This is a genomic window from Streptomyces sp. NPDC005931 (genome assembly GCF_042871235.1).
Taxonomy (GTDB): domain Bacteria; phylum Actinomycetota; class Actinomycetes; order Streptomycetales; family Streptomycetaceae; genus Streptomyces.
The window spans coordinates 115,949-138,932 of record NZ_JBIAIG010000014.1 but is presented as its reverse complement, the minus strand read 5'-3'; the positions used below and the strand labels follow the sequence as shown (position 1 = coordinate 138,932).

Here is a 22,984-nt window from a genome sequence, read left to right as displayed (position 1 = left end):
CCCCCGTTCGAAAGGTCCGGGCCATGAACAAACCACCGACCGTCCTCGTCACCGGCGGCGCGGGCTTCATCGGCAGCCACACCTGCGTCGACCTGCTGGACCACGGCTACGAAGTGATCGTGGTCGACGACTACTCCAACAGCATGCCCGAGGTCCTGGCCCGCGTGGAGCGGATCGCCGGCCGCGGCGTGGCCGCACTCTACGAGCTGGACGTCCGCGACCGGCACGCCCTCTCCGCGGTGTTCGAGCGGCACGCCGTCGACAGCGTGGTGCACTTCGCCGCCTGCAAGGCGGTCGGCGAGTCGACACGGGCGCCCGTCCGGTACTACGACACCAACGTCGGGGGCACGACCGCCCTGCTCTCCGCCATGCGGCAGCACGGCGTCCACGGCCTGGTGTTCTCCTCGTCCTGCTCCGTCTACGGCGACGCCGGTCACGGCCCCCTGGACGAGTCCGCTCCGGCCCGGCCCACCAACCCGTACGCCCACTCGAAGTGGCTGTGCGAACAGATCCTGGCATCCGTGTGCCGGTACTGGCCGGAGCTGGCGGTTCTGTGCCTGCGGTACTTCAACCCCGCAGGCGCCCACCCGAGCGGACTGCTGGGTGAGGACCCGTCCGGCACACCCGACAACCTCATGCCGTACGTGGCCCAGGTCGCCGTCGGGCGACGGGACCGCGTGCGGGTGCTCGGTGACGACTACCCCACCCCCGACGGCACGGCGATCCGCGACTACCTCCACGTGATGGACACCGCCGAGGCCCACCGCCTGGCACTCGAGCACCTTGTCGACGGACCGGGCATGAGGGTGTTCAACCTCGGTACGGGAACCGGCAGTTCGGTCCTGGAGGTGGTGGCCGCCTTCGGTGCGGCGTGCGGCCGGCCGATTCCCTACGAGATGGCCGGTCGCCGTCCGGGCGACGTTCCCGAGCTGGTCGCGGACGCGAACGCGGTCGCCCGGGCCTGGGGATGGCGCCCGGCGCGGAACCTCGCTGCGATGTGCCGGGACGCCTGGCGCTTCCAGCGGCTCAACCCCGACGGGTACGCCGGATACGCCCGGCGTGCCCGCACCCCCCGGCACGAAGGAGTGACGTCATGCGGATGACAGTCGTCGGCACCGGATACGTGGGAACCGTGCACGCCGCGTGCATGGCCGACCTGGGCCACGAGGTCCTCGGGGTCGACATCGATCCCGAGCGCGTCGCCGCCCTCTCGGCGGGGCAGCCGCCGGTGCACGAGGAGGGCCTCGGGCAGCTGCTCGCGAGGGCCACGGACTCGGGACGGCTGCGCTTCACCACGTCCCTGGCCGAAGGCGCCCGCTTCGCCGAGGTGCACTTCGTGTGCGTGGGCACGCCGCAGCGGCCGGACGGCTGGGCGGCCGACCTGCGCCACGTCGACGCCGTCGTCGACGGACTCGTTCCGCATCTGCGTCCCGGGAGTCTGGTCGTGGGCAAGTCGACGGTGCCGGTCGGCACCGCCGCCCGGCTCGACAGAAGGGTCGCCGCTGCCGCACCCGGCTGCGAGGTCGCCTGGAATCCCGAGTTCCTGCGGGAGGGGTCGGCCGTGCACGACACGATGCACCCGGAGCGGCTGGTCGTCGGTGTCTTCTCGGAGCGCGCCGACTCCGTCCTGCGGGAGATCTACCGCCCCATGCTCGAGGCGGGCGTGCCGTACTTCAGCACCGACCCGGCCACGGCCGAGCTGGTGAAGGTGGCGGCGAACTCCTTCCTCGCCACCAAGATCTCGTTCATCAACGCGATGTCCGAGGTGTGCGAGGCCGCTGGGGCCGACGCCGTCCTCCTCGCCCGCGCCATCGGCGCCGACTCGCGCATCGGCCCGCTGTTCCTCGAGCCCGGCCTGGGCTTCGGCGGCAGCTGCTTCCCGAAGGACATCCGCGCCTTCGCTGCACGCGCCGAGGACATCGGCGCCGGCGAGGCGGTGGCGTTCCTGCATGAGGTCGACCGCATCAACACGCGGCAGCGGCACCGGACGGTCGATCTCGCCAGGACCCTGCTCGGCGGCTCCTTCCGGGACCGCCGCATCGGGGTCCTGGGTGCCGCGTTCAAACCGGGCAGCGACGACGTGCGCGACTCGCCCGCGCTGGCCGTCGCGGCGGCCGCGCACCACCAGGGCGCTTCGGTGCGCGTCCACGACCCGCAGGCGCTGGACAACGCCCGCGCGGCCTTCCCGGACCTGACGTACACGCACGACGTCGCCAAGGCGTGCGAGGACGCGGACCTGGTCCTGCACCTCACGCCCTGGCCGGAGTACCGCCGCGTCGATCCGGCCGCGCTGGCCGCCGTGGTGCACCGGCCGCAGGTGCTGGACGCCCGCAACGCGCTCGACGAGGAGACCTGGCGCACGGCCGGCTGGTCCGTGCACGCGCTGGGCCGTGCGGCCGGACGGAGGGCGTCATGAAGGCGGTCGTGACCGGCGGCGGCGGATTCCTCGGCTCCCACCTGTGCGAGGCACTCCTGCGCCGGGGCGACACGGTCCGGTGCCTGGACAACCACTGCACCAGCGAGGCGCGCAACGTCGTCCACCTCCTCGGCCATCCCCGGTTCGCCCTCGTCCGCGCGGACGTGACGGCCCCCTTCGACGTGCCCGGACCGGTGGACGCGGTGATCCACCTCGCCAGCCCGGCCTCGCCGCCCGACTACGCGCGGTTGCCGCTGGAGACGCTCTCGGCGGGCAGCCGCGGCACGGAGTACGCCCTGCAGTTGGCGCTCCGCCGCCGCGCCCGCTTCCTGCTCGCCTCCACCAGCGAGGTGTACGGGGACCCGACGGTTCACCCGCAGCCCGAGGGCTACTGGGGCAACGTCAATCCGGTGGGCCCCCGGAGCGTCTACGACGAGGCCAAGCGGTACGCGGAGGCCCTGACCACGGCCTACCGGAACACCCTGGGGGTCGACACCGGCATCGTGCGGATCTTCAACACGTACGGGCCCCGGATGCGCCCCCATGACGGGCGGGTCGTCTCGACCTTCGTGCGCCAGGCGCTGGCGGCGGCACCGCTGACCGTCTACGGGGACGGCAGCCAGACCCGCAGCTTCTGCTACGTCGACGATCTGGTCCGCGGTCTCACCGCCATGCTCGACTCGCCCCATGCCGGTCCCGTCAACCTCGGCAACCCGGCCGAGTGCACGGTCCGCCGGCTGGCCGAGCTCGTCCTGGGGGTGACGGGTTCGCCGTCGCCCGTGATCCACCGTCCGCTGCCCACCGACGATCCCAGTCGCCGGCGACCGGACATCAGCAGGGCCCGCGCCCTGCTCGGCTGGACGCCGGAGGTCCCCCTGGAGACGGGGCTGCGCCGCACCGCCGCCTGGTTCTCGCGCTCCGTGGCGCCGGGTCGGCGGGGCGCCGACGAGTCCGTGGAGGTCTGATCACGATGTCCGGCCGAGCCGCAGCGGCGTTCGCCGGCATGCTCCTGGTGGGCGTCACCGCCGGGTGCGTGGCCACGCCCCATTACACCCCGTCCACGAAGGCGTACTACGTCAGCCCGGACGGCGACGACTCGGCCCCGGGCACGTCGCCCGACCGGGCGTGGCGGACGCTGGCCCGGGCGGAGAGGACGGCGCTGGAGCCGGGCGACCGGCTCCTGCTGCGCGGCGGCGCGCGCTTCACCGGCACCGTCACGATCAAGGAGCAGGAGGCGGGGGACCCCGGTCGTCCGGTGGTGGTCGGCTCCTACGGCGAGGGCCGGGCGACCATCTCCTCCGGAGGTGCCCCCGGCGTCTCCGTGCACAACACGGCGGGTGTCGAGATCCGCGACCTCATTCTGGTGGGCGCCGGGGCCACGGCCACCGGCCAGGCGGGCGTCAACCTGTACCGCGACGCCGAGGGCGGTGGGCACGAGCGTCGCGTGATCGTCTCCGACGTCGACGTCTCCGGGTACCGGGTCGGCCTCTCGGTCGGCTCGACCGTGGCCGGCTCCGGTTTCCGCGACGTGACCGTCCGGCGGACGGAGCTGCACGGCAACCGGGACGCCGGACTGCTCACCTACGGTCCGCGCTTCGACGCCGAGCGCCCCGCCTACGCCCACGAGAACGTCGCGCTCGAGCGGGTCGAGGCGTTCGACAACCACGGCGATCCCTCGGTCGACGACCGGCACACCGGAAGCGGCATCATCCTCGGCGGCGTACGCCGGGCCACGGTGCGGGACACCAGCGCACACGACAACGGCCGCAGCTCCGGTCTCCGGGCACCCGTGGGGCCGGTCGGCCTGTGGACCTACGACTCCACGCGCGTCCTGATCGAGCACAGCACCGCCTACCGCAACCACACCGGCAACGACCTGGACGGCAGCGGCTTCGGCATGGACTCCAACACGTCCCGGTCGACGCTCCAGTACAACCTGTCGTACCAGAACGACGGACCGGGCTACTACGTGTTCCAGCACGACCGCAACGGCAGGCACCGGGACAACACCATCCGGTACAACGTCAGCAGCGACGACGGACGCAAACTGCCGCACCACGGCGCCCTGACCGTCTACGGCATCGATGTGCGCGACCTGGCGGTCCACAACAACACCGTGGTCATGCGGGAGTCGCCGGCGGGCGCGGGCACCGTCATGCTGCTGCACTCCAGGATCCGCGGCGTCACCGTCCGCAACAACCTGCTGGTCTCCGACCGGGTGCCGCTCGTCACCTCGGAGGCCGGCACGCCGGACCGCGTCGTGTTCCAGGGCAACCAGTACCGGGCGACCGACTCGTGGACGGTCAGGTGGCGCGACACCGAGTACCGCGACCTCGCGGCCTGGCGGGAGGCGACCGGTCAGGAACGCGTGGCGGAGCGGGCGACGGGCACCAGCGCCGATCCCTGCCTGAGCGGCGGCGCCCTGCCCGGCGTCACCTCGCGCACCGAGGCCACCGGGATCGTGCCACGCTGCCCGCACGACGGGCTCGACCTGCGCGCCCTGTTCCGCACCGACCCGGGGCCCGTCGACTTCTTCGGCCACCGGATCAGCCGGCCGCCCGCCACGGGCGCCGCCGAGCCCTGAGCCGCACGGGACCCGGGTGTGTGCCGTTGCCCGGGGGCCTGTGGGGAGGTACTGTAAGTGTACGCCGTAAACTCGGCGGCGACCGACCACCCTTCGGATCGATCACCCTTCGGATCCCGGCATGAGCGCTCTCATCGAGGACTACGCGCTGCTCAGTGACATGGAGACAGCGACCATGGTCGGCACGGACGGGTCGGCCGACTGGCTCTGCCTGCCCCGCTTCGACTCCCCGGCCTGCCTCGCCGCGCTCCTGGGCACGCGCGACAACGGTTTCTGGCGGGTGGCTCCCGTCCCCGGCGGCCGGTGCACCCGTCGCGCGTACCGGCCGGACACGCTGGTCCTGGAGACGGTGTGGGAGGGCGACGCCGGGGCGGTACGGGTGATCGACTTCATGCCGCCGCGCACCCAGTCGCCGTGCCTGATCCGCATCGTCGAGGGGCTGGCGGGAGCGCCCCGGGTGCGCAGCGAGCTGCGGCTGCGCTTCCACCACGGGAGGGTCGTCCCGTGGGTCCGGGCCGGCGGCTCCGGCACGGTCGCGGTCGCGGGCCCGGACGCAGTCTGGCTGCACACCGACGGACTGCTGCCGACGGGCGGCGACCAGGACTCGACCGTGCTGGACTTCACGGTCCCGGCCGGCCGGCGGGTGACCCTGACGCTGGCGTGGTCGCCCTCGCACCTGCCCGAGGCTCCGGCCCCGCTGTCCGTCCCGGCGGAGACGGCACTGAAGGAGACCGTCGACTTCTGGCGGTGCTGGACCGCTCGGTGCCGCTACGAGGGGCCGTGGCGGGAGGCGGTCGTCCGTTCCCTCATCACCCTCAAGGCGCTCACGTACGCGCCGACCGGCGGCATCGTCGCCGCACCGACGACCTCGCTGCCCGGGTGCATCGGCGGCGGGCGCAACTGGGACCACCGTTTCTGCTGGCTGCGTGACTCCACCCTGACCCTGTCCTGCCTGCTGCGCAGCGGTTACCACGACGAGGCCACCGCATGGCTGGACTGGCTGGTGCGAGCCGTCGCCGGCGACCCGGCGGATCTGCAGACGGTGTACGGGGTCGGTGGGCAGCGGCTCCTGCCGGAGATCGAGGCCCCGTGGCTGCCCGGCTACGAGGGATCCCGGCCGGTCCGCTTCGGGAACTCGGCGGCGGGACAGTTCCAGCTGGACATCTACGGGGAGATCCTGGACACCCTGTGGCAGTCGGTGCGGGCGGGAATCCCCATGCCGGCCCACGTGTGGAGCCTCGTGGAGTCGTTGATGGGCTATCTCACGAGGCACTGGCGCGAGCCGGACCAGGGGCTGTGGCAGGTGCGCGGGCCCAGGCGGCAGTTCGTCCATTCGAAGGTCATGGTGTGGGTGGCCGCCGATCGCGCCCTGCGCATGGCGGAGCTGCTCGGCAGGGACGAACCCACCGGCGCGTGGCGGTCCGTGCGGGACGAAGTGCACCGCCAGGTGTGCCGGGAGGGCTGGGACCCGTGGCGGCACTCGTTCGTGCAGTCGTACGGCTCGTCGGCCCTGGACGCGTCGGCCCTGCTGATTCCTCGGCTCGGTTTCCTGCCCGCCCGCGACGAGAGGGTGCGCGCCACCGTCCGGGCGATGCGGGCGCTGACCCACCGTGGATTCGTGCGGCGGTACGCGCCGCGCGGCAACGGCGTGCAGGGGGTCGACGACATCCCCGGCCGCGACGGCGCGTTCGTGGCGTGTTCCCTGTGGTACGCCGAGGCCCTCGCCGCGACCGGGCAACCGCGGCAGGCGACGGAGGCGTTCGAACAGGTCCTCGCCGTCCGCAACGACCTGGGACTGCTGTCGGAGCAGTGGGACCCGGACGAGGGCCGCCAACTGGGAAACGCACCGCAGGCGATCAGCCACATGGCCCTGGTGGAGACGGCGTTCGCCCTGTCGTCACCCCATCCGGACGGCGGAGGTCCGGACGAAGACGTGCGGCACGACCCGGGGGGAGCCGCGCAGTACGCACACCGTCAGGTCCGGTGCTGACCGGAGACGACGGGAGCCCGTGCGCGCCGGGACCACGGGCGACCCCGCAGGTGCGGGTGGCCGATGCCGACCGATGTCCCCGCCGGGTGACCCGGACGGCCCACCGTCCTCGTGTGCGCATGCGGGAAATGCCCGGCTGAGTAAACTGGATGCAAGACACGTCGATGTCCCGGCGAATAGGAGCCCGCATACCGGCGACCGTGACACACCGGCGACCGCGTATACCGGCGATCGTGTGCACAAGCGACACCCGGAACGAGTCCCGGCCCCGGAGAATTCTCCATCGCCGGCCGATCTGTCACCCGGCCCCACGGGATTCCGTGTAGTCGCCGCTGCGCCGTTCGCCCAAGCCGGTCCGTCCGCAACTGGCCTTTTCACGGAGGTGAGTCTGGGTGAACGCCCCTGTGCGAAGCCCTGCCGCGACGGCCGTCGTGAGCACGTGCATCGTCGTACTGACCGTGTTCTACTACGTTTTTCCGACCCAGCGGCTGATTTTCGTCGCCATTGGAGCGACCGGCGTCGTCGGCATTCTCCTGGGCGTCCTCATCAACCGCCCGGCGCACCGGCTTCCGTGGCTGCTGCTTGCCGCGGGGAATTTCGCCTTCGCCTCCGGTCAGGCAGCACAGATTGTCCTTATCCAATTCCACGAGGAGTACGTGTTTCCGTCGATCGCCGACGGCTTCTATCTCGTGGCGTATCCGTTGTACGCGGCCGGACTGCTGGGCTTCGTGCGCTGGCGCACGAGCTGGCGCGACCACGCGAGCCTCATCGACGCGCTGACGCTGACCGTGGGCATGGCCCTGCTGTCATGGATCTTCCTCATCGAGCCGTACGCCCGCATCGCGGGCCTCACCTGGGTGCAGAAGGCCTTCTCCATCGCCTATCCGCTGGGCGACATCCTCGTGCTGGCGATGCTGCTCCGGCTGCTCGCCAGCCGTACCGGCAGAAGTCCCTCGCTCGTGCTGCTCACCGTGGGCACCGTCGGCCTGCTCACTGCCGACGTGGCCTACGGCCTGATTCAGCTGAACGGGACCTGGCGCACCGGAACCGTGGTCGATCTCGGCTGGGCCGTCCTGTACGGCGCCTGGGCGGCCGCCGCGCTCCACCCGTCCATGCCGTCGCTGACCCGGCCGGCGGCGCGGCGCGGCGAGACCAGTCCGGGCTGGCTGAGCCTGCTCACCGTGGCGTCGCTGATCGCGCCGACCATCCTGCTGATCGACGCGGTGCGCGGCGTGGAGGCCAACACCGGGGTGATCGGAGCGTTCTCCGCGGTCCTCTTCGCCCTCGTGCTCTACCGCCTCGCGGGCGTGGTGGCCACGCACCGCAGGGCGGTCGGCCGGGAGAAGGTGCTGCGCATCGCGGTGTCGTCGCTGGGCGGGGCGAGCGGCCTGCGGGACGTGACCGCCGCCGTCCACACCGCGGTGACGGAGCTGATGTCGGTGCACGGCCCGCCGCGTTCCGCGTTGCTCACCCTGCCGGAGAACATGCTCTGGCTGAACGGGGCGCACCACGGCGCCCAGGGGCCGGTGTCCGCTCGGGGAAGCGCGGCCGTACGGGAACTGGCCGCCTCCGGCGAGAGCCGGCTGGTGGCGCTGGACGCGCTGGGGCCCGACCTCGTCACCCAGCTCGTGGACCGGGACAAGGAACGGCCCCGGGCCGACCACGCTTTGATCTGCCCGCTCGCCTCGCAGGACCACCCCTCGGGCGACGCGGTGATCGGGGCGCTGATCGTCGCCGGGCAGGAACCGGAACTGCTCGTGCTCCGCGACACGCTGGCGACGCTCGCCGCCCAGGCGGCGCTGACGATGACGCGTCTCGCCCTCACCGAGGAGGTCAACCGGCGCCGGAGCGAGTCCTACTTCCGCACCCTGGTGCAGAACGCCTCCGACGTCATCCTGATCCTCGACGAGGAGGACCGGGTCCGCTACGCCAGCCCCTCCGCGGCCCAGATGCTGGGCATCGCCGACCTGGAGGGCACTCACCTCGTCGATCTGGTGCCTCCGCAGGACAGCCGTGCCGTGGTCGAAACGCTCGGCCGGATACGGCGCGGCGAGTACCAGGGCAACCGGGAGCACTGGAGCATGATCCGCTCCGACCGGGCGTCCATCGAGGTGGAGGTGCGGTGGAGCGACCTGCGCACGGAGGCGACCGTCGGCGGAGTGGTGCTCACCCTGCGGGACGTGACCGAACAGCGCAAGCTCGAACGCGAGCTGACCCACCAGGCGTTCCACGACTCGCTCACCGGTCTGGCCAACCGCGTGCTCTTCCAGGAACGGGTCAGTCACGCCCTCGTGCAGGCCCAGCGCGACGGCACGGTGGTCGGCGTGCTCTTCCTCGACGTCGACAACTTCAAGGTCGTCAACGACATACACGGTCACAGCGTGGGCGACGAACTCCTGGTCGCGCTCTCCCTCCGGCTGCAGACCGCGGTCCGCGCCTCCGACACCGTCGCGCGCATCGGCGGTGACGAGTTCGCCCTCCTGGTGGAGGGCTCCGTCACACCCGAGGGCGTCGAGCGTTTCACCGAACACGTGTTGAGCGTGTTCGCCGAACCCTTCCGGCTCAGTGTGGGACCGCTGAGCGCGTACGCCAGCGTCGGCGTGGCCACCACGGACGACAGCATCGACTCCGTCGAACTGCTCACCCACGCCGATCTCGCGCTGTACGCGGCGAAGACGGCGGGCAAGCGCCAGTGGCGCCGCTACCACCCGGACCTGCAGAGCGGCATGGCCGAGCGGGCCAAACTCCAGGAGGGCCTGGACAGTTCGTCCATCGAGACGTCGTTCATGGTGCTCTACCAACCGATCATCGAGCTGACCAGCGGGCGGATCGCCGGCTTCGAGGCGCTCGTCCGCTGGCCCCACTCCACCCGCGGCATGGTGCTGCCGGAGCAGTTCATCACCCTGGCCGAGGAGAGCGGGCAGATCGTCCCGCTCGGCGCCTGGGTGCTCGACCAGGCAGCCACCGAGGCGGTCCGGTGGGAGGGCTCCGTCCTGCGGGGCGGGACGCCGGAGCGCCCGGCGCCCTACGTCAGCGTGAACGTGTCGCCACGTCAGTTCCGGGACGAGCAGTTCTCCGACGTGATCCGGCGGGCCCTGGATCTCTCCGGCATCCAACCGTCCTCTCTGGTACTGGAACTGACCGAGAGTGTGCTGATGTTCAACGACGAACGTATCCTGGCCGAAATGGGTGCGCTCACCGACCTCGGCATCCGTATCGCGATCGACGACTTCGGAACGGGCTACTCGTCGCTGAGTTATCTGCGGGAGTTCCCGATCTCGATACTGAAGATCGACAAGTCGTTCGTGGACAAACTCGGGCGCTCGCCCGAGCAGTACGCCCTGGTCGAGGGCATCACCCATCTCGCGGACACACTCGGACTCACGGTGATCGCCGAAGGAGTGGAGAACGTCAGGCAGCAGGAGTTGCTGATCTCCATGGGCTGTCGGTTCGGTCAGGGGTACCTCTTCGCCGAGCCGGTCGGCGCCGAGGAGGCGGAACATCTCGTCTTCTCGGCGCCGCTCGGCCGTCTCGCCGGATTTCCCGGGACGCCCGCGGAGGGGAAGAGGTGATGGCGGCGGCCCTCCACCACGAGGGTCGCGGGGCGTCCTGCTCCGTAGGACGCCCCGCGAGGCAGGAGACCCAAGGTGACGGAACGTGAACACCGGTCGGCCGCGTCGCCCCGGCTCCACGTCGTACTGCGCAACGACGAAAACCAGTACGCCCTCTGGCCCGCCGAGCGCCGCATTCCGCCCGGATGGCGCCAGGTCGGCGAACCGGCCCCGCCGGCGGCGTGCGCGGACCTGGTCGAGCGGCTGTGGACCGACATGCGTCCCGCGAGCGCCCGCACCGCGCGGACCGCCGAAGCCGTGCCCGGGACGGGCACCGTCCCGGAACTGGTCCGGGAGCGGGCCCGGCACGATCCGTCCGCTCTCGCGGTGCTGTCGGACGAGGGCCGGCTCAGCTACGCCGAGCTCACCGGCCGCGCCGACCGGCTCGCCAACCAGTTGCGCGCCTCGGGCGCCGGCACCGAGTCCGTGGTCACCGTGTGCCTGGACCGCACACCCGAACTGGTCGTCGCGCTCCTGGCGGTACTGAATTCCGGCGGCGCGTTCCTGCCGCTCGACCCGCAGAGTCCGCGGCAGCGGATCACCGGACTGGTCGCGGAGACGGGCTCCCGCCTCATCGTCTCGAGCCGGGAACACGCGCCGCTGTTCGCCGAGTGCCCTGCACGGTTCGTCGACGCGGGGGAACCCCACGTGCCGCCGGGGGGACCGGGTTCGGCGCATCGCCCCCGGCCCGACGACCTCGCCTACGTGATGTACACCTCCGGATCCACCGGACCGCCCAAGGGAGTGATGATCAGCCACCGGTCGCTGGCCCACTCCCTCACCGCTGTGGCCCGTGCCTACCGGCTGACCCCGGACGACCGGGTGCTGCACGCCGCGGCGCTCGGCTCCGACACTTCGCTGGAGCAGATCTTCGCCCCGTTGATCAGCGGCGCGACGGTCGTCCTCGCGGGCACGCGGACGTGGGCGCCCGTCGATCTGCTGCACCGCCTGCCGGAGCACGGGATCACCGTCGCCGACCTGACCCCGGCCTACTGGCAACGGGTCCTCTCCGTCCCGGACCGCTTCGCGAGCCTGGCATCGCTGAGGCTCGCCATCGTCGGCGGTGAGATCGTCACCGCCAAGGACTGCCGTGCCCTGCTGCGCCGGATCCCCGGCACCAGGGTGGTCAACGCCTACGGGCTCACCGAGACCACCATCACCTCCACCCTCTGCGACCTCACCGAGGACGTGCTCTCCGCGCCCGACACCGCCGTCGCCCCCGTCGGAAGGGCCCTGGAGGGGACCCGCGTCCACGTGCTCGACGCCGACCTGCGCCCGGTGGCGCCGGGCGAGCGTGGCGAGATCTACCTCGGCGGCCCGGGCCTGGCACGCGGTGTGCGGGGGCACCCCTCCCTGACCGCAGAGCAGTTCGTGCCGGACCCGCACCACGCCGCCCCGGGGGAGCGGATGTACCGCACCGGCGATCTGGGCCGGTGGCGCCCGGACGGCAACCTGGAGGTCCTGGGGCGCGTCGACGACCAGATGAAGATCCGCGGGTTCCGGGTCGACCCGGCCGAGATCGAGGCCGCGCTCGTCTCCCGCCCGGAGATCGCCCAGGCGATGGTGGTGGCCCGGCCGCGGGAGGACGGCAACCGGGACCTCGTCGCCTACGTCACGCCGACCACGCCCCGGACCGGCGGCGAGGCGGCGCTGCGCGCACGGCTGCGGTCCGCGCTCGCCGAGGCGCTGCCGCACTACATGATCCCGGTGGCCTTCCACGCGGTCGAGCGGCTGCCCGTCACGCCGAGCGGGAAGCTCGACCGCAGGGCCGTACCGGCGTCCGCGGCCACGGCGTCGACGTCCGGCCCCGACGAGCGTCCGGTGCCGCAGGGGATGGCCCAGCTGTGGGGGCAGATCCTGGAGGTCGACTACGTCCGTCCGCAGGACGACTTCTTCGAACTGGGCGGCAACTCGCTGCTGGCCATGGAGATGCTGGCGCGGACCCGCGTCATGTTCGGCATCGGCGTGGAGCAGATCCGCGACCTGACCCGGTCCCTGCTCAGATACCCGACGCTCGCCGCGTTCGCCGAGTCGGTGCGCCAGGCGCGTGCGGGCACCCTCGCCCACCCGGGCGGCGGGAACGTCGACTTCCCCGCCGAGACCGGTCGGCCCCTCCCGGCCGTCGGCCGGGGCGCGCCGGCTCCCGACCCGGCGCGCCCCGGTGACGTCCTCCTCACCGGGGCGACGGGCTTCTGCGGCGCGTACATGATCGACGAGCTGCTGCGCCGGACGACCGGACGGGTCCTCTGCCTGGTGCGGGCCTCAGACGACCACCACGGCATGGAGCGGATCCGCGCGAGCCACCGGCGGTACGTGCTCGGCGAACTGTCCAGCGGGCGCGTGCAGCCGGTCGTCGGCGACCTGGGCAAGCCCGGACTGGGCCTGTCCCCGAGCCGGTTCGAGGAGCTCGGGGCGACCGTCGACGCCGTGTACCACTTCGGTGGCCAGGTCAACTTCATCTACCCGTACCACGACCTGCGCGCGGCCAACGTCGAGGGGACCTACGAGGTCATCCGCCTCGCCGCGGCGAGATCCGTCCCCGTCCACTTCACCTCCAGCATGGCGGTGCTCGCCGGATGGGGGCCGGCCGGGGTACGGGAGGTGACGGAGGACATGCCGCTGAGCCACCCGGAATACCTGTCGGTGGGGTATGTGGAGTCCAAATGGGTCGGCGAGGCCCTGCTGAAGAGGGCGTCCGACGCCGGTCTGCCGGTCGCCCTGTACCGGCTGATGGACATCACGGGCACCAGCGGCACCGGCGTGATGAACACCGGCAGCGAGATGGCCGCCCTCATCGACTTCATCGCGCGGACCGGGCTGTGCCCCGACGTCCGGCTGCCGCTCGACTTCCTGCCGGCCGACCACCTCGTCCGCGCCATCGGGCACATCTCCACCCACCACCCTGCGCGCGGTGAGGTCTACCACCTCACCAACCCCCGTCCCGCGCTGCTGCACTCGCTCGCCGAACGCCTGCGGCGGCGGGGCCACCCGATCCGGGAACTCCCGTACGACGAGTGGATCGCCGCTCTGGTGACCTACGCGGCCGGGCACCCCACCGACCCGATCACCCCGTTCGTGCCGCTCTTCATCGACCGGTGCCACGGCGCCGACATCACCGTGAGCGAGATGTACTTCCAGGGCGTCTTCCCCGAGTTCACCCGCACCAACGCGGAGCGGGCGCTGAGGGGCACCGGGATCGACATCCCGCCGGTGGACGCGGAGATGCTGGACGGCCACATCGCCTTCCTCGAGCAGGCCGCCCCCGTCCGACCGGTGCGCGGCCACGGCCAAGGGGCGGCCCGGTGGTGATCCGGTGCCCCGGCTGGGAGGCGCTGGACCTGACGGAGGCAGCCCCCGACGGCCCGGTGGCCTTCTGCGCCGACCTCAGTCCCGCCGGCCTGCTGGCGGCGTACCGCGCCGGGGTCTATCCGTTCCCGGCGCCCGACGAGTACGCGCGCACCCTCAACGAGGTGCTCTACGCCGACCAGGTCCGGGAAGGCCGCATCCCGATCGTGGGGGAGGGGGAGCCGGCCGACCCCTACACCGTCTCGTGGTGGTCCCCGGACCCCCGGCCCGTGCTGCCCGTCTCGTCGGCACACCTCAGCCGGAGCCTCGCCCGGCGGCTGCGCAATCGGCTGCCGTGGTCGACCAGTGGCGACCGGCGGTTCGAGCAGGTCGTCCGGGAATGCCGCGCCGGCCGCGCCCCCCAGTGGCTCACCGAGGAGCTGATCGCCGGTCTGGTCGGCCTGCACGAACGGGGCCATGCGCACAGTGTCGAGGTGTGGGAGGAGGGCGAACTGATCGGTGGCGTCTTCGGTCTCCGTGTCGGACGGGTGTTCAGCATGGACTCGATGTTCTTCCGCCGCCCCGAAGCCTCCAAGGTCGCGGTGCACGACCTCGCGGCGCGCTTCGCGCAGGCCGGTGGTCTGCTGCTCGACGCCCAGCGCGACAGCCCGCACGTCCGCGCCCTGGGCTGCACCCCGCTGCCGCGGGAGCAGTACGTGCGCCACCTCCGGGGCACGGGGCCCGACAGCTCCCCGATACCCGGGGCCGACCTGCCCGCCCGGCGGCTCGCCCGTCCGGTCCCTCCCGACGACCGCCTGCCCCGTGGGCCGCGGTAGTCGTCACCGGCCGCACCGCCTCATCGGTGCGGCCGGCCGTGCTCCTCGGCGGCGGAGTCCGGGAAGGGCGCCCGGACGTCGCCACGCGCGCTCCGCCGCAGCACCGCCTCCCCCTCCTCCACCGTCATCGGCCGGGCGAACAGGTACCCCTGTCCGAACCGGCAGCCGATGGCGGCGAGCAGTTCCCGCTGTTCCTGCTCCTCGATGCCCTCGGCGATCACCTGCAGCCCGAGGGTGTCGGCGAGCCGGAGGATCGCCTCGACCAGGGCCACCTGCTGGGAGTCCCCCGGGATGCCGTCGATGAACGTCTTGTCGATCTTCAGCACGTCGATCGGGAAGTCCCGCAGATAGCGCAGCGAGGCGTACCCGGTTCCGAAGTCGTCGATCGCGATGCGCACTCCGACGTCCTTGAGTTCGCGGATGACCGCGTCGATCTGGTCGGTCCGCTTCATGAGCACCGACTCGGTGAGTTCCAGTTGCAGCGTGCCAGGGGCCAGCCCGGCGTTGTCCAGGGCCGTGCACACCTCGTCCAGGAAGGTCATGTCCCGCCACTGCCGGGCGGACACGTTGACGCTGAGGTACGGCGGCGCGGCGAGCGGGACCCGGCGCTGCAGCCGGGCGATGTCGGCCGTGGCGCGGTGCAGCACCCACGCCCCCAGCGTCGAGATGTGCCCGGACTCCTCGGCCAGCGGGATGAACCGGCCCGGAGGGACGGGGCCGGTGGGCAGGTGCGGCCAGCGGGCCAGCGCCTCGAAGCCCACGACGTCACCGGCGGCGATGTCCACGACGGGCTGGTAGCACAGGGTGAACTCCTCACGCGTGATCGCTCCGTCCAGCTGCGCCTTCAGATCGTGGCGCTCGACCATCCGGACCCGCTGCTGGGGCTCGAACCGGCGCCACTGCCGCTTTCCGGCGGCCTTCGCGGCGTACAGGGCCAGATCGGCCAGCGCCAGGAGTTCGTGGGCGTCCGTGGTGTCCTGCGCGGTGGCCACCCCGACGCTGGCGGATACCGCGACCGTGGCCTCCGGCAGCTGGAACGGCCGGTTCAGCGTCTGGATCACCTGCGCCGCCAGCAACTCCGAGTCCAGGGGCTGCTTGGCGTCCTCCATCAGCACGGCGAACTCGTCACCTCCGAGCCGCGCCGCCGTGTCGGTACGGCGCAGCGTTTCCGACAGGCGCTCCGCCACGGCGCACAGCAACCCGTCGCCGGCCTTGTGCCCGAGCGTGTCGTTGACGATCTTGAAGTCGTCCAGGTCGATGAAGAGCATGCACGTGATGGACGACTCCCGCCGGCCGCGCAGCAACGCCCGTTCGGTCCGCTCCAGCAGCAGCGTCCGGTTGGGCAGACCGGTCAGGGAGTCGTGGAAGGCACGCTGGGTGAGTTCGTGCTCCAGCCGCCGTTGCTCGGTGACGTCCCGCAGGGTGACCACGAGACCGCCCACGGTCCGGTCATGGCGCAGGTCACGGCAGTGCACATCCACCTCCAGGCTCTCGGAGCCGCGCTCGACCCACCAGTGGTCGTGCACCTCCTGCCGTCCTTCGCGCAGCAGGGCGGTCAGGGTCCGGGTCACCCGGTGGCGGTCCGGGGGAGCCACCAGCGCCCTCAGCTCCGTCCCGACCGGCTCGGTGCTGCCGAACACGGCGCGCGCGGACGGACTGGCGTAGCGGACGGTGGTGTCGTCGTCGACGATGAGGATGACGTCGGAGGCGTTGTGCACCAGGGTGCGGAAGTACGCCTCGCTCTCCTTGCGGGTGATCTCCCGCCGCAGCGCGATGCGTTCCGTCACCAGACCCGCGTGCGAGGCCAGGATCTCCAGCGAGCCGCGCATCTCGGCGAGTTGCCGCACGGGGCCCCCGGCCAGCAGCACGCCCGAGGTCTCCGTCCCGGCCGGACGCCCGGGCCGGACCATGGGACACAGCAGAACGGCCGGGACGTCCGCGAACTGCCCGGAGAGGTCCGGCCCCAGCGCCGCGACGGGCACGACGAGGGCACGGTGCCGGGCGAGGCAGTCCGCCCGTCCGCCGCGTTCCGGCTGGTCACCGCTGAGACGCGTGTACAGGTCCTCGGCCTGCTGGGCCGAGAGCACCCTGGTGGCGTGCCGGACGTTCGGTCCGAACAGCGCGGTGACCGCCGTGTCGCAGGCCCGCGCGATCTCCTCCGGCCAGAACGCCTGCATCAGGGAGGCGGCCGCCGTGCGCAGTGCCTGTTCACGCGCCACGGCCCTGCGGTGCGCGACGACCATCACCGCGAGGCGCAGGATCACCAGCACGAACAGCACGGCCGAGAGTACGGCCAGCACCGTCGCCTCGTGTGCGTTGCCCACGCTCTCCTCGTGGACCAGCACGGCGGGGGGCACCAGCGTGGCCACCGTGAGCAGCAGAAGCCGGTGCCAGGGTGGGAACAGCGACGGGGACGGCGACCCCGGGGCGGTCAGTTCCGTCATGGAGGGGTGCAGTGCGGCCAGCCCGCAGGCCGTGGCGAAGACGATCCAGCCGAGATCCAGCAGCGCGCCCCCCTCTCCCGCGTCGTTGAGCCGCAGGATCCCCCGGGCGATGTCGCAGGAGAGCATCGCGCCCGTGCCCACCGCGAGCAGTTGCACGGCGCGGAGGGGGCCGCCGCCCTCACGTCCGGCGGCGAGCAGCCGGACCAGGAGGGCCAGTACCACGACGCCCCCGAGGGGCCGGGCGATGCCGATCGCGCTCTGCTGCCAGGTGAGTTCCCCGAACCGGGCCAGGGGCTGCACCAGGTGGACCCACACCGGCAGGACGAGCCCGGACGTGATGACGAGCGCGTCGAGCAGGCCGGGCCGGTCGCGGCCCATGAAGCGGTAGCGCACCAGGCCGGACAGCCCCGCGATCAGGAGGGCGTACACGATCAGGGAGGAGACGTCGGCCGGGGACGGGAAGGCGGGCACCGCGTGGGCGTACGTCTCCCGTACCTGGTCGTAGGTCCCGCCCGCGCCGGAGACCAGCAGCCCGGCGGCGAGAAGCCACCACGGCCAGCGGTGCGCGGGCCGGTGCAGACGCGTACCGGTCACGATGCCGGCGGCACCCGCCAGGGCGATCAGGGCCCACAGCGGCCCCCGCAGCTCCTGGACGGCCAGGTACGTGCCGGTGAGAATCCCGGCCGTCACGAGCTGTGCGGTCATGAGGCGGTGGGCCGACGACAAGGGCAAGCACCCCTAATCGGTACGGACCGAAGTCGGTGTATGCGCCACTTGGCATTTCCTGTCCGATCGTAGGCACGACCGGGGGCGCGTCGCATGTCGTGCCGCCCGTCGGGCAGACGGATCGCAGGTCGCGCCGCCCGTAGGACCTGCCGGTGGCGCCGCGCACGCGACGCGGGACCGGTCGCGCCGGGCCCGGTGAGGGGCCGTCGCGGATCGTTCACCCACGGCCACGGATCACCGGGACGCTCCTCGTCCGTCGGGCGTCGGCCGCCGGGCGGAGTCCGCGTAGCCGTGCGGATTGAACCGCTCGAAGCGCCAGGCGTCCCGGCACATGTCCGCGAGGTCCCGCAGGGGGCGCCAGCCCCAGGCGCGCCGCACGGCGGAGGAGTCGGCGACGAGTTCGGGGACGTCCCCGGGGCGGCGCGGCGCGATCTCGTACGGAATGGACCTGCCGCAGGTCCGGGAGAACATCCGGACCACGTCCAGGACCGAACTGCCGCGGCCCCGCCCGAGGTTGTAGACGTGCATGCCCGGGGCGTCGGCGAAGTGGTCGAGGGCCACACGGTGCGCGTCGACGGCGTCCATGACGTGGACGTAGTCGCGGACCGGGGTCCCGTCGGGTGTGGGGTAGTCGCCGCCGTACACGCTCAGCCGGTCCCGTCGGCCGACGGCAACCTGTGCCAGGTACCGCATGAGGCTGTCGGGCGTCGCGCGCGGGTCCTCCCCGAGCAGTCCGCTGGGGTGGGCGCCGACCGGGTTGGAGTACCGCAGGCACAGCACGGTGTACTCGGGCCGCCGGCGGCACACGTCGGCGAGGATCTGCTCGCAGGTCCACTTCGAGGCGGCATAGGGATTGGTGGGGCGGGCCGGGACGGATTCGTCGAGCGGCCCCCCGCCGGCGTCGCCGTACACGGAGCAGGACGAGGAGTAGACGAGCCGGTGCACGCCGTGCTCCTGCATGGCCCGCAGCAGCCCCGTCATGCCGCCCACGTTCGTGTCGTAGTACTCGACGGGTCTGCCCGTCGATCCCGTCACGGACTTCAGGGAGGCGAAGTGGAGGACCGCGTCGACCGTGTGCCGGTCGAAGACGGCGGACAGGGCCTGCCGGTTAAGGATGTCCAGCTCGTAGACGGCGCCCACGAAGCGGCGGGCGATCCGCTCCACGCGGGTGAAGACCTGCGGCGTGCTGTTGGAGTAGTCGTCCACCACGATCACCTCGTAGCCGTGGTCGAGCAGTTCCACGCACGCATGGCTGCCGATGAAACCGGCCCCACCGGTGATCAGGACTGTGGACGGTTGGCTCATGGACCCGGGCTCCCGTCGTATGCTTACGACGTATATGTACGACTCTGCGCCTCTGGCATCCCCGTAGTCAATCCCGATCGGCCACCCACCTCCCTCGCCCCCGCGGGATCACGGCCCGACCAGCAGCCGGAAGTCGAAGGCGTACCGCGACGCCCGGTAGACGTGCGTGCCGTACTCCACCGCCCGGCCCGTGTCGTCGTACGCCGTGCGCTGCATGGTGAGCAGGGCGGCGCCCTCCTCCTCGTCCAGCCGGGCCGCCTCCTCGGCGGTGGCCGAGCGGGCACCGACGGTCTGGCGCGCGCTGTGCAGGGTGATGCCCGCCGCGCGCATCACCCGGTACAGGCCCGTCGACTCCAGACGGGCACCGTCCAGGTCCAGCAGTCCGGACGGGAGGTGGTTGCACATCAGGGCGACCGGCCGGCCGTGGGTGCACCGCAGACGCTCCAGGAGGACGACCTCGGACCCCTCCGCCAGGCCGAGCGCCGCGGCCACGTCGGCGGGCGCCGGCACCGACTCGAGGCGCACGACCCGCGTGCCCGGGCCCTGTCCGGCCGCCTCCAGGTCGTCGTGGAGGCTGCTCAGCTCCAGCGGCCGCCTGACCTGGCTGTGCACCACCTGGGTGCCCACCCCCCGCCGCCGGACCAGCAGGCCCTTGTCGACGAGCGACCGGATGGCCTGGCGGACGGTGGGGCGGGACAGGCCGAGGCGTACGGCCAGGTCCACCTCGTTGCCCAGGAGCCGGCCCCGAGCAAGGTCACCGCGCTCGATGGCGGCCTCCAGCTGCTGGGCCAGCTGGTGGTACAGCGGCACCGGACTGCCCCGGTCCAGGGCGAAGTCCGGTGCGCCGAGCGCGGGTCCGGGCACGGCACGTGCGGGGTGACCGCTCTTCGCCATGGACGTACCTCCCTGTCGAGGGCGTGGCCGGTCTCCTGGATGGGAACGGGGCCTTCGGGAGCCGCAGCGCCGGCCGGGCGCCGGGATGCGGACGGCGGCGGCCCGCGGTCGGCGGGTTCACAGGTGCCGGCGGCGCCCGGCAACACGGGAGTCGTACTCCTCGCGTGCCCGCACCGCGGCCTCCCGGCAGGCCACCTCGGCCACCGGCACGTCCCACCACGCCTGGGCCGCAGGAGCGGTGGGCGCCGGATCGGTCTCGACGTACACGCACGTCGGACGCTGTGACGTGCGTGCCTCGGCCAGGGCGTTCCGCAGTTCCCGCACGGTCTTCGCGCGCAGCACGTCCATGCCGAGGCTGGCCGCGTTGGCGGCGAGGTCGACGGGGAGCGGAGCGCCGGTGAACGTGCCGTCCTCGGCACGGTGGCGGTAGGCGGTGCCGAACCGCTCGGCGCCCACCGACTCCGACAGGCCGCCGATGGAGGCGTACCCGTGGTTCTGGACCAGGACGACCTTGACGGGCAGCCGCTCCTGGACGGCGGTGACGATCTCCGTCGGCATCATCAGATAGGTGCCGTCGCCGACCAGGGCCCACACCGGTGTGCCGGGCGCGGCCTGCTGGACGCCGAGGGCGGCCGGGATCTCGTAGCCCATGCACGAGTAGCCGTACTCCAGGTGGTACTGGCGCGGGCTGCGCGCACGCCACAGCTTGTGCAGGTCGCCGGGGAGCGAACCGGCCGCGTTGATCACCACGTCCTCGTCGCCCACGACCGCGTCGAGCGCGCCGAGCACCTGGGTCTGGGTCGGTACGGCGGTGTCGTCGTCGGCACGGTAGGCGGCCTCGACGACCCGCTCCCAGCGCTCCTTGCCGGCGCGGTACTCGGCTGCGTACGCCTCGTCCACCCGGTGCCCGGCCAGGGCCGCCGTGAGCTGCTCCAGACCCGTGCGCGCGTCGCAGACCAGGGTGCGCGCCGCCAGCTTGTGCGCGTCGAAGCCGGTGATGTTGAGGTTGAGGAAGCGCACGTCCGGGTTCTGGAAGAGGGTGCCCGAGGCGGTGGTGAAGTCGGTGTGGCGGGTGCCGACGCCGATCACCAGGTCGGCGGTGCGGGCGAGTTCGTCGCTCACCGCGGTGCCGGTGTGGCCGATGCCGCCGAGGTCGGCCGGGTGGTCGTGGCGCAGGGAACCCTTGCCGGCCTGGGTGGAGGCGACCGGGATGCCGGTGGCGTCGACGAAGGCCCTCAGCGCCTCCTCCGCCTCGCTGTGGTGGACCCCGCCGCCCGCGACGATCAGGGGGCGCCGCGCGGCGCGCACGGCCGCGACGGCCGCCGTCAGCTCGGCCGGGTCCGGCGCGGGGCGGCGCACGTGCCAGACGCGCTCGGCGAAGAACTCCTCCGGCCAGTCGTACGCCTCCGCCTGCACGTCCTGGGGGAGGGCGAGGGTGACGGCGCCGGTCTCGGCCGGGTCGGCGAGCACGCGCATCGCGTGGAGCGCGGACGTGATCAGCGCCTCCGGGCGGGTGACACGGTCGAAGTAGCGGGAGACCGGGCGCAGCGTGTCGTTGACCGAGACGTCGGCCTCGACCGGATGCTCGAGCTGCTGGAGCAGCGGGTCGGCGGGGTGCGAGGCGAAGTAGTCGCCGGGCAGCAGCAGAACCGGGAGGCGGTTGACGGTGGCGAGGGCGGCGCCGGTGACCAGGTTGGTCGCGCCGGGGCCGATCGACGTCGTCACCGCCTGGGCGGAGAGGCGGTTGAGCTGGCGGGCGTGGCCGACGGCCGCGTGCACCATGGACTGCTCGTTGCGGCCCTGGTGGTAGGGCATCACGTGGGCGTACTCGACGAGGGCCTGGCCGACGCCGGCCACGTTCCCGTGCCCGAAGATGCCCCACGTGCCCGCGATCAGCCGGTGGCGCACGCCGTCGCGCTCGCTGTACTGGGCGGCGAGGAACCGGACCAGTGCCTGGGCGGTCGTCAGTCGTCGGGTGGTGGCGCTCATAGGGACCTCTCCGGTGCGGTGTAGAGGGGGAGTCGGGGGTCGACCGGCTGCTGCGCCCAGGTGTCGCGGATCCAGGCGTGGTCGGGGTGGTCGCAGATCAGCCAGGCGCGCTCGGCCCCGGGGCCGGCCATGACGTTGAGGTAGTACATGTGGTGGCCCGGCACGGCCATGGACGGTCCGTGCCAGCCGTCCGGGATGAGCACCACGTCACCGTCGCGGACCTCGGCCAGCACGTTCGTCTCCCGGCCCGGGCCGGAGGGGGAGACCCGCTGGTAGCCGAGGCCGGGAGTGCCCTGGTGGGCGGCGAACTCGAAGTAGTAGATCTCCTCCAGGACCGACTCCTCGCCCGGCCGGTTCTCGTCGTGCTTGTGCGGCGGGAACGACGACCAGTTGCCGCCCGGGGTGACGACCTCGACCGCGATCAGCCTGTCGCACTCGAACACCCCGGCGGCGCCGAAGTTGTTGACCTGGCGGGAGCAGGCGCCGGTGCCGCGCAGCTCGACGGGGACGCCGGAGGCCGGGCCGTGGCGGGCGGGCAGCCGGCGGGTGCAGCGGGCGCCGGTGAGCGCGAACCGTCCGCCGCCGGGGGACGCCAGGCTCGCGCGGGCGTCGCGCGGCACGTAGGCGAAGTCGGTGACGCCGTCGAACACGCCGCTGCGGCCGGTCAGCCGGAACTCGTCGTGGCCGAAGTCGTCGTCGGCGGTGACCGTGCAGGCGCCGCTCAGGGGCAGCACGATCCACTCGCTGTCCCCGGTGTCGAAGGTGTGGGAACCGCCCGGCGGCAGCTGGAGGATCCGCAGGCTCGAGTGACCCCAGCCCGCCTTCTCGGGTGTGACCTCGACGAGGTAGGGCCCGGCCGTGGCCTTGCCCGCGGGGAGGTGATGCCTCATGCGTGTCCCTTTCG

At 72.4% G+C, this 22,984-nt stretch carries 13 protein-coding genes; 8 read left to right on the top strand and 5 right to left on the bottom strand.

Going from position 1 to position 22,984, the window contains the following annotated elements; all coding sequences use genetic code 11:
- Positions 1–23: 23 nt before the first annotated feature.
- The 8 genes from galE (ACFYOV_RS27515) (at position 24) to ACFYOV_RS27480 (ending at position 14,722) form a co-directional block, all read left to right on the top strand.
- Positions 24–1,103 (top strand): UDP-glucose 4-epimerase GalE, encoded by a 1,080-nt coding sequence (gene galE / locus ACFYOV_RS27515; protein WP_389091947.1) that lies wholly within the window; start codon positions 24–26, stop codon positions 1,101–1,103.
- Positions 1,094–2,416, top strand: a complete 1,323-nt coding sequence (locus tag ACFYOV_RS27510) for a UDP-glucose dehydrogenase family protein (protein WP_389091944.1) — start codon at positions 1,094–1,096, stop codon at positions 2,414–2,416. Before galE (ACFYOV_RS27515) ends, ACFYOV_RS27510 begins: the two co-directional genes overlap by 10 nt.
- Positions 2,413–3,381, top strand: coding sequence for a UDP-glucuronic acid decarboxylase family protein (locus tag ACFYOV_RS27505; RefSeq protein ID WP_389091942.1), 969 nt, complete (start codon positions 2,413–2,415; stop codon positions 3,379–3,381). The genes ACFYOV_RS27510 and ACFYOV_RS27505 overlap by 4 nt, the downstream gene beginning before the upstream one ends.
- 5 nt (positions 3,382–3,386) lie before the next feature.
- Complete coding sequence (locus tag ACFYOV_RS27500; RefSeq protein ID WP_389091939.1) at positions 3,387–5,000, top strand: right-handed parallel beta-helix repeat-containing protein; 1,614 nt, start codon at positions 3,387–3,389, stop codon at positions 4,998–5,000.
- A gap of 121 nt (positions 5,001–5,121) precedes the next feature.
- Complete coding sequence (locus ACFYOV_RS27495) at positions 5,122–6,990, top strand: glycoside hydrolase family 15 protein (RefSeq protein WP_389091937.1); 1,869 nt, start codon at positions 5,122–5,124, stop codon at positions 6,988–6,990.
- 431 nt (positions 6,991–7,421) lie between these two features.
- A complete protein-coding gene (locus ACFYOV_RS27490; protein WP_389091935.1) occupies positions 7,422–10,562 on the top strand; it encodes an EAL domain-containing protein in 3,141 nt (1,046 codons plus the stop codon).
- A gap of 75 nt (positions 10,563–10,637) precedes the next feature.
- On the top strand, positions 10,638–13,910 hold the full coding sequence (locus ACFYOV_RS27485; protein WP_389091932.1) for an amino acid adenylation domain-containing protein: 3,273 nt from the start codon (positions 10,638–10,640) through the stop codon (positions 13,908–13,910).
- On the top strand, positions 13,904–14,722 hold the full coding sequence (locus ACFYOV_RS27480) for a leucyl/phenylalanyl-tRNA--protein transferase (RefSeq protein ID WP_389091930.1): 819 nt from the start codon (positions 13,904–13,906) through the stop codon (positions 14,720–14,722). The genes ACFYOV_RS27485 and ACFYOV_RS27480 overlap by 7 nt, the downstream gene beginning before the upstream one ends.
- 20 nt (positions 14,723–14,742) lie before the next feature.
- Here ACFYOV_RS27480 and ACFYOV_RS27475 read toward each other — a convergent pair whose 3' ends face one another.
- From ACFYOV_RS27475 to iolB, 5 genes are all read right to left on the bottom strand, one after another.
- On the bottom strand, positions 14,743–17,871 hold the full coding sequence (locus tag ACFYOV_RS27475) for an EAL domain-containing protein (protein ID WP_389091927.1): 3,129 nt from the start codon (positions 17,869–17,871) through the stop codon (positions 14,743–14,745).
- Between the two features lie 255 nt (positions 17,872–18,126).
- Positions 18,127–19,197: a UDP-glucose 4-epimerase GalE gene (gene galE, locus ACFYOV_RS27470; protein WP_389091924.1), complete on the bottom strand. Its 1,071-nt coding sequence runs from the start codon at positions 19,195–19,197 to the stop codon at positions 18,127–18,129.
- A gap of 108 nt (positions 19,198–19,305) precedes the next feature.
- Positions 19,306–20,091, bottom strand: coding sequence for a GntR family transcriptional regulator (locus ACFYOV_RS27465; protein WP_389091921.1), 786 nt, complete (start codon positions 20,089–20,091; stop codon positions 19,306–19,308).
- 117 nt (positions 20,092–20,208) lie between these two features.
- Complete coding sequence (iolD, locus tag ACFYOV_RS27460) at positions 20,209–22,080, bottom strand: 3D-(3,5/4)-trihydroxycyclohexane-1,2-dione acylhydrolase (decyclizing) (protein WP_389091918.1); 1,872 nt, start codon at positions 22,078–22,080, stop codon at positions 20,209–20,211.
- Positions 22,077–22,970, bottom strand: coding sequence for a 5-deoxy-glucuronate isomerase (gene iolB / locus ACFYOV_RS27455; RefSeq protein WP_389091917.1), 894 nt, complete (start codon positions 22,968–22,970; stop codon positions 22,077–22,079). The genes iolD and iolB overlap by 4 nt, the downstream gene beginning before the upstream one ends.
- Positions 22,971–22,984: the final 14 nt, after the last annotated feature.

Excerpts from the sequence above, each read along its gene's own strand:
- galE (WP_389091947.1), top strand. The coding sequence starts at position 24 with ATGAACAAACCACCGACCGTCCTCGTCACCGGCGGCGCGGGCTTCATC.
- ACFYOV_RS27510 (WP_389091944.1), top strand. The coding sequence starts at position 1,094 with ATGCGGATGACAGTCGTCGGCACCGGATACGTGGGAACCGTGCACGCC.
- ACFYOV_RS27505 (WP_389091942.1), top strand. The coding sequence starts at position 2,413 with ATGAAGGCGGTCGTGACCGGCGGCGGCGGATTCCTCGGCTCCCACCTG.
- ACFYOV_RS27500 (WP_389091939.1), top strand. The coding sequence starts at position 3,387 with ATGTCCGGCCGAGCCGCAGCGGCGTTCGCCGGCATGCTCCTGGTGGGC.
- ACFYOV_RS27495 (WP_389091937.1), top strand. The coding sequence starts at position 5,122 with ATGAGCGCTCTCATCGAGGACTACGCGCTGCTCAGTGACATGGAGACA.
- ACFYOV_RS27475 (WP_389091927.1), bottom strand. The coding sequence starts at position 17,871 with ATGACCGCACAGCTCGTGACGGCCGGGATTCTCACCGGCACGTACCTG.
- galE (WP_389091924.1), bottom strand. The coding sequence starts at position 19,197 with ATGAGCCAACCGTCCACAGTCCTGATCACCGGTGGGGCCGGTTTCATC.
- ACFYOV_RS27465 (WP_389091921.1), bottom strand. The coding sequence starts at position 20,091 with ATGGCGAAGAGCGGTCACCCCGCACGTGCCGTGCCCGGACCCGCGCTC.
- iolD (WP_389091918.1), bottom strand. The coding sequence starts at position 22,080 with ATGAGCGCCACCACCCGACGACTGACGACCGCCCAGGCACTGGTCCGG.
- iolB (WP_389091917.1), bottom strand. The coding sequence starts at position 22,970 with ATGAGGCATCACCTCCCCGCGGGCAAGGCCACGGCCGGGCCCTACCTC.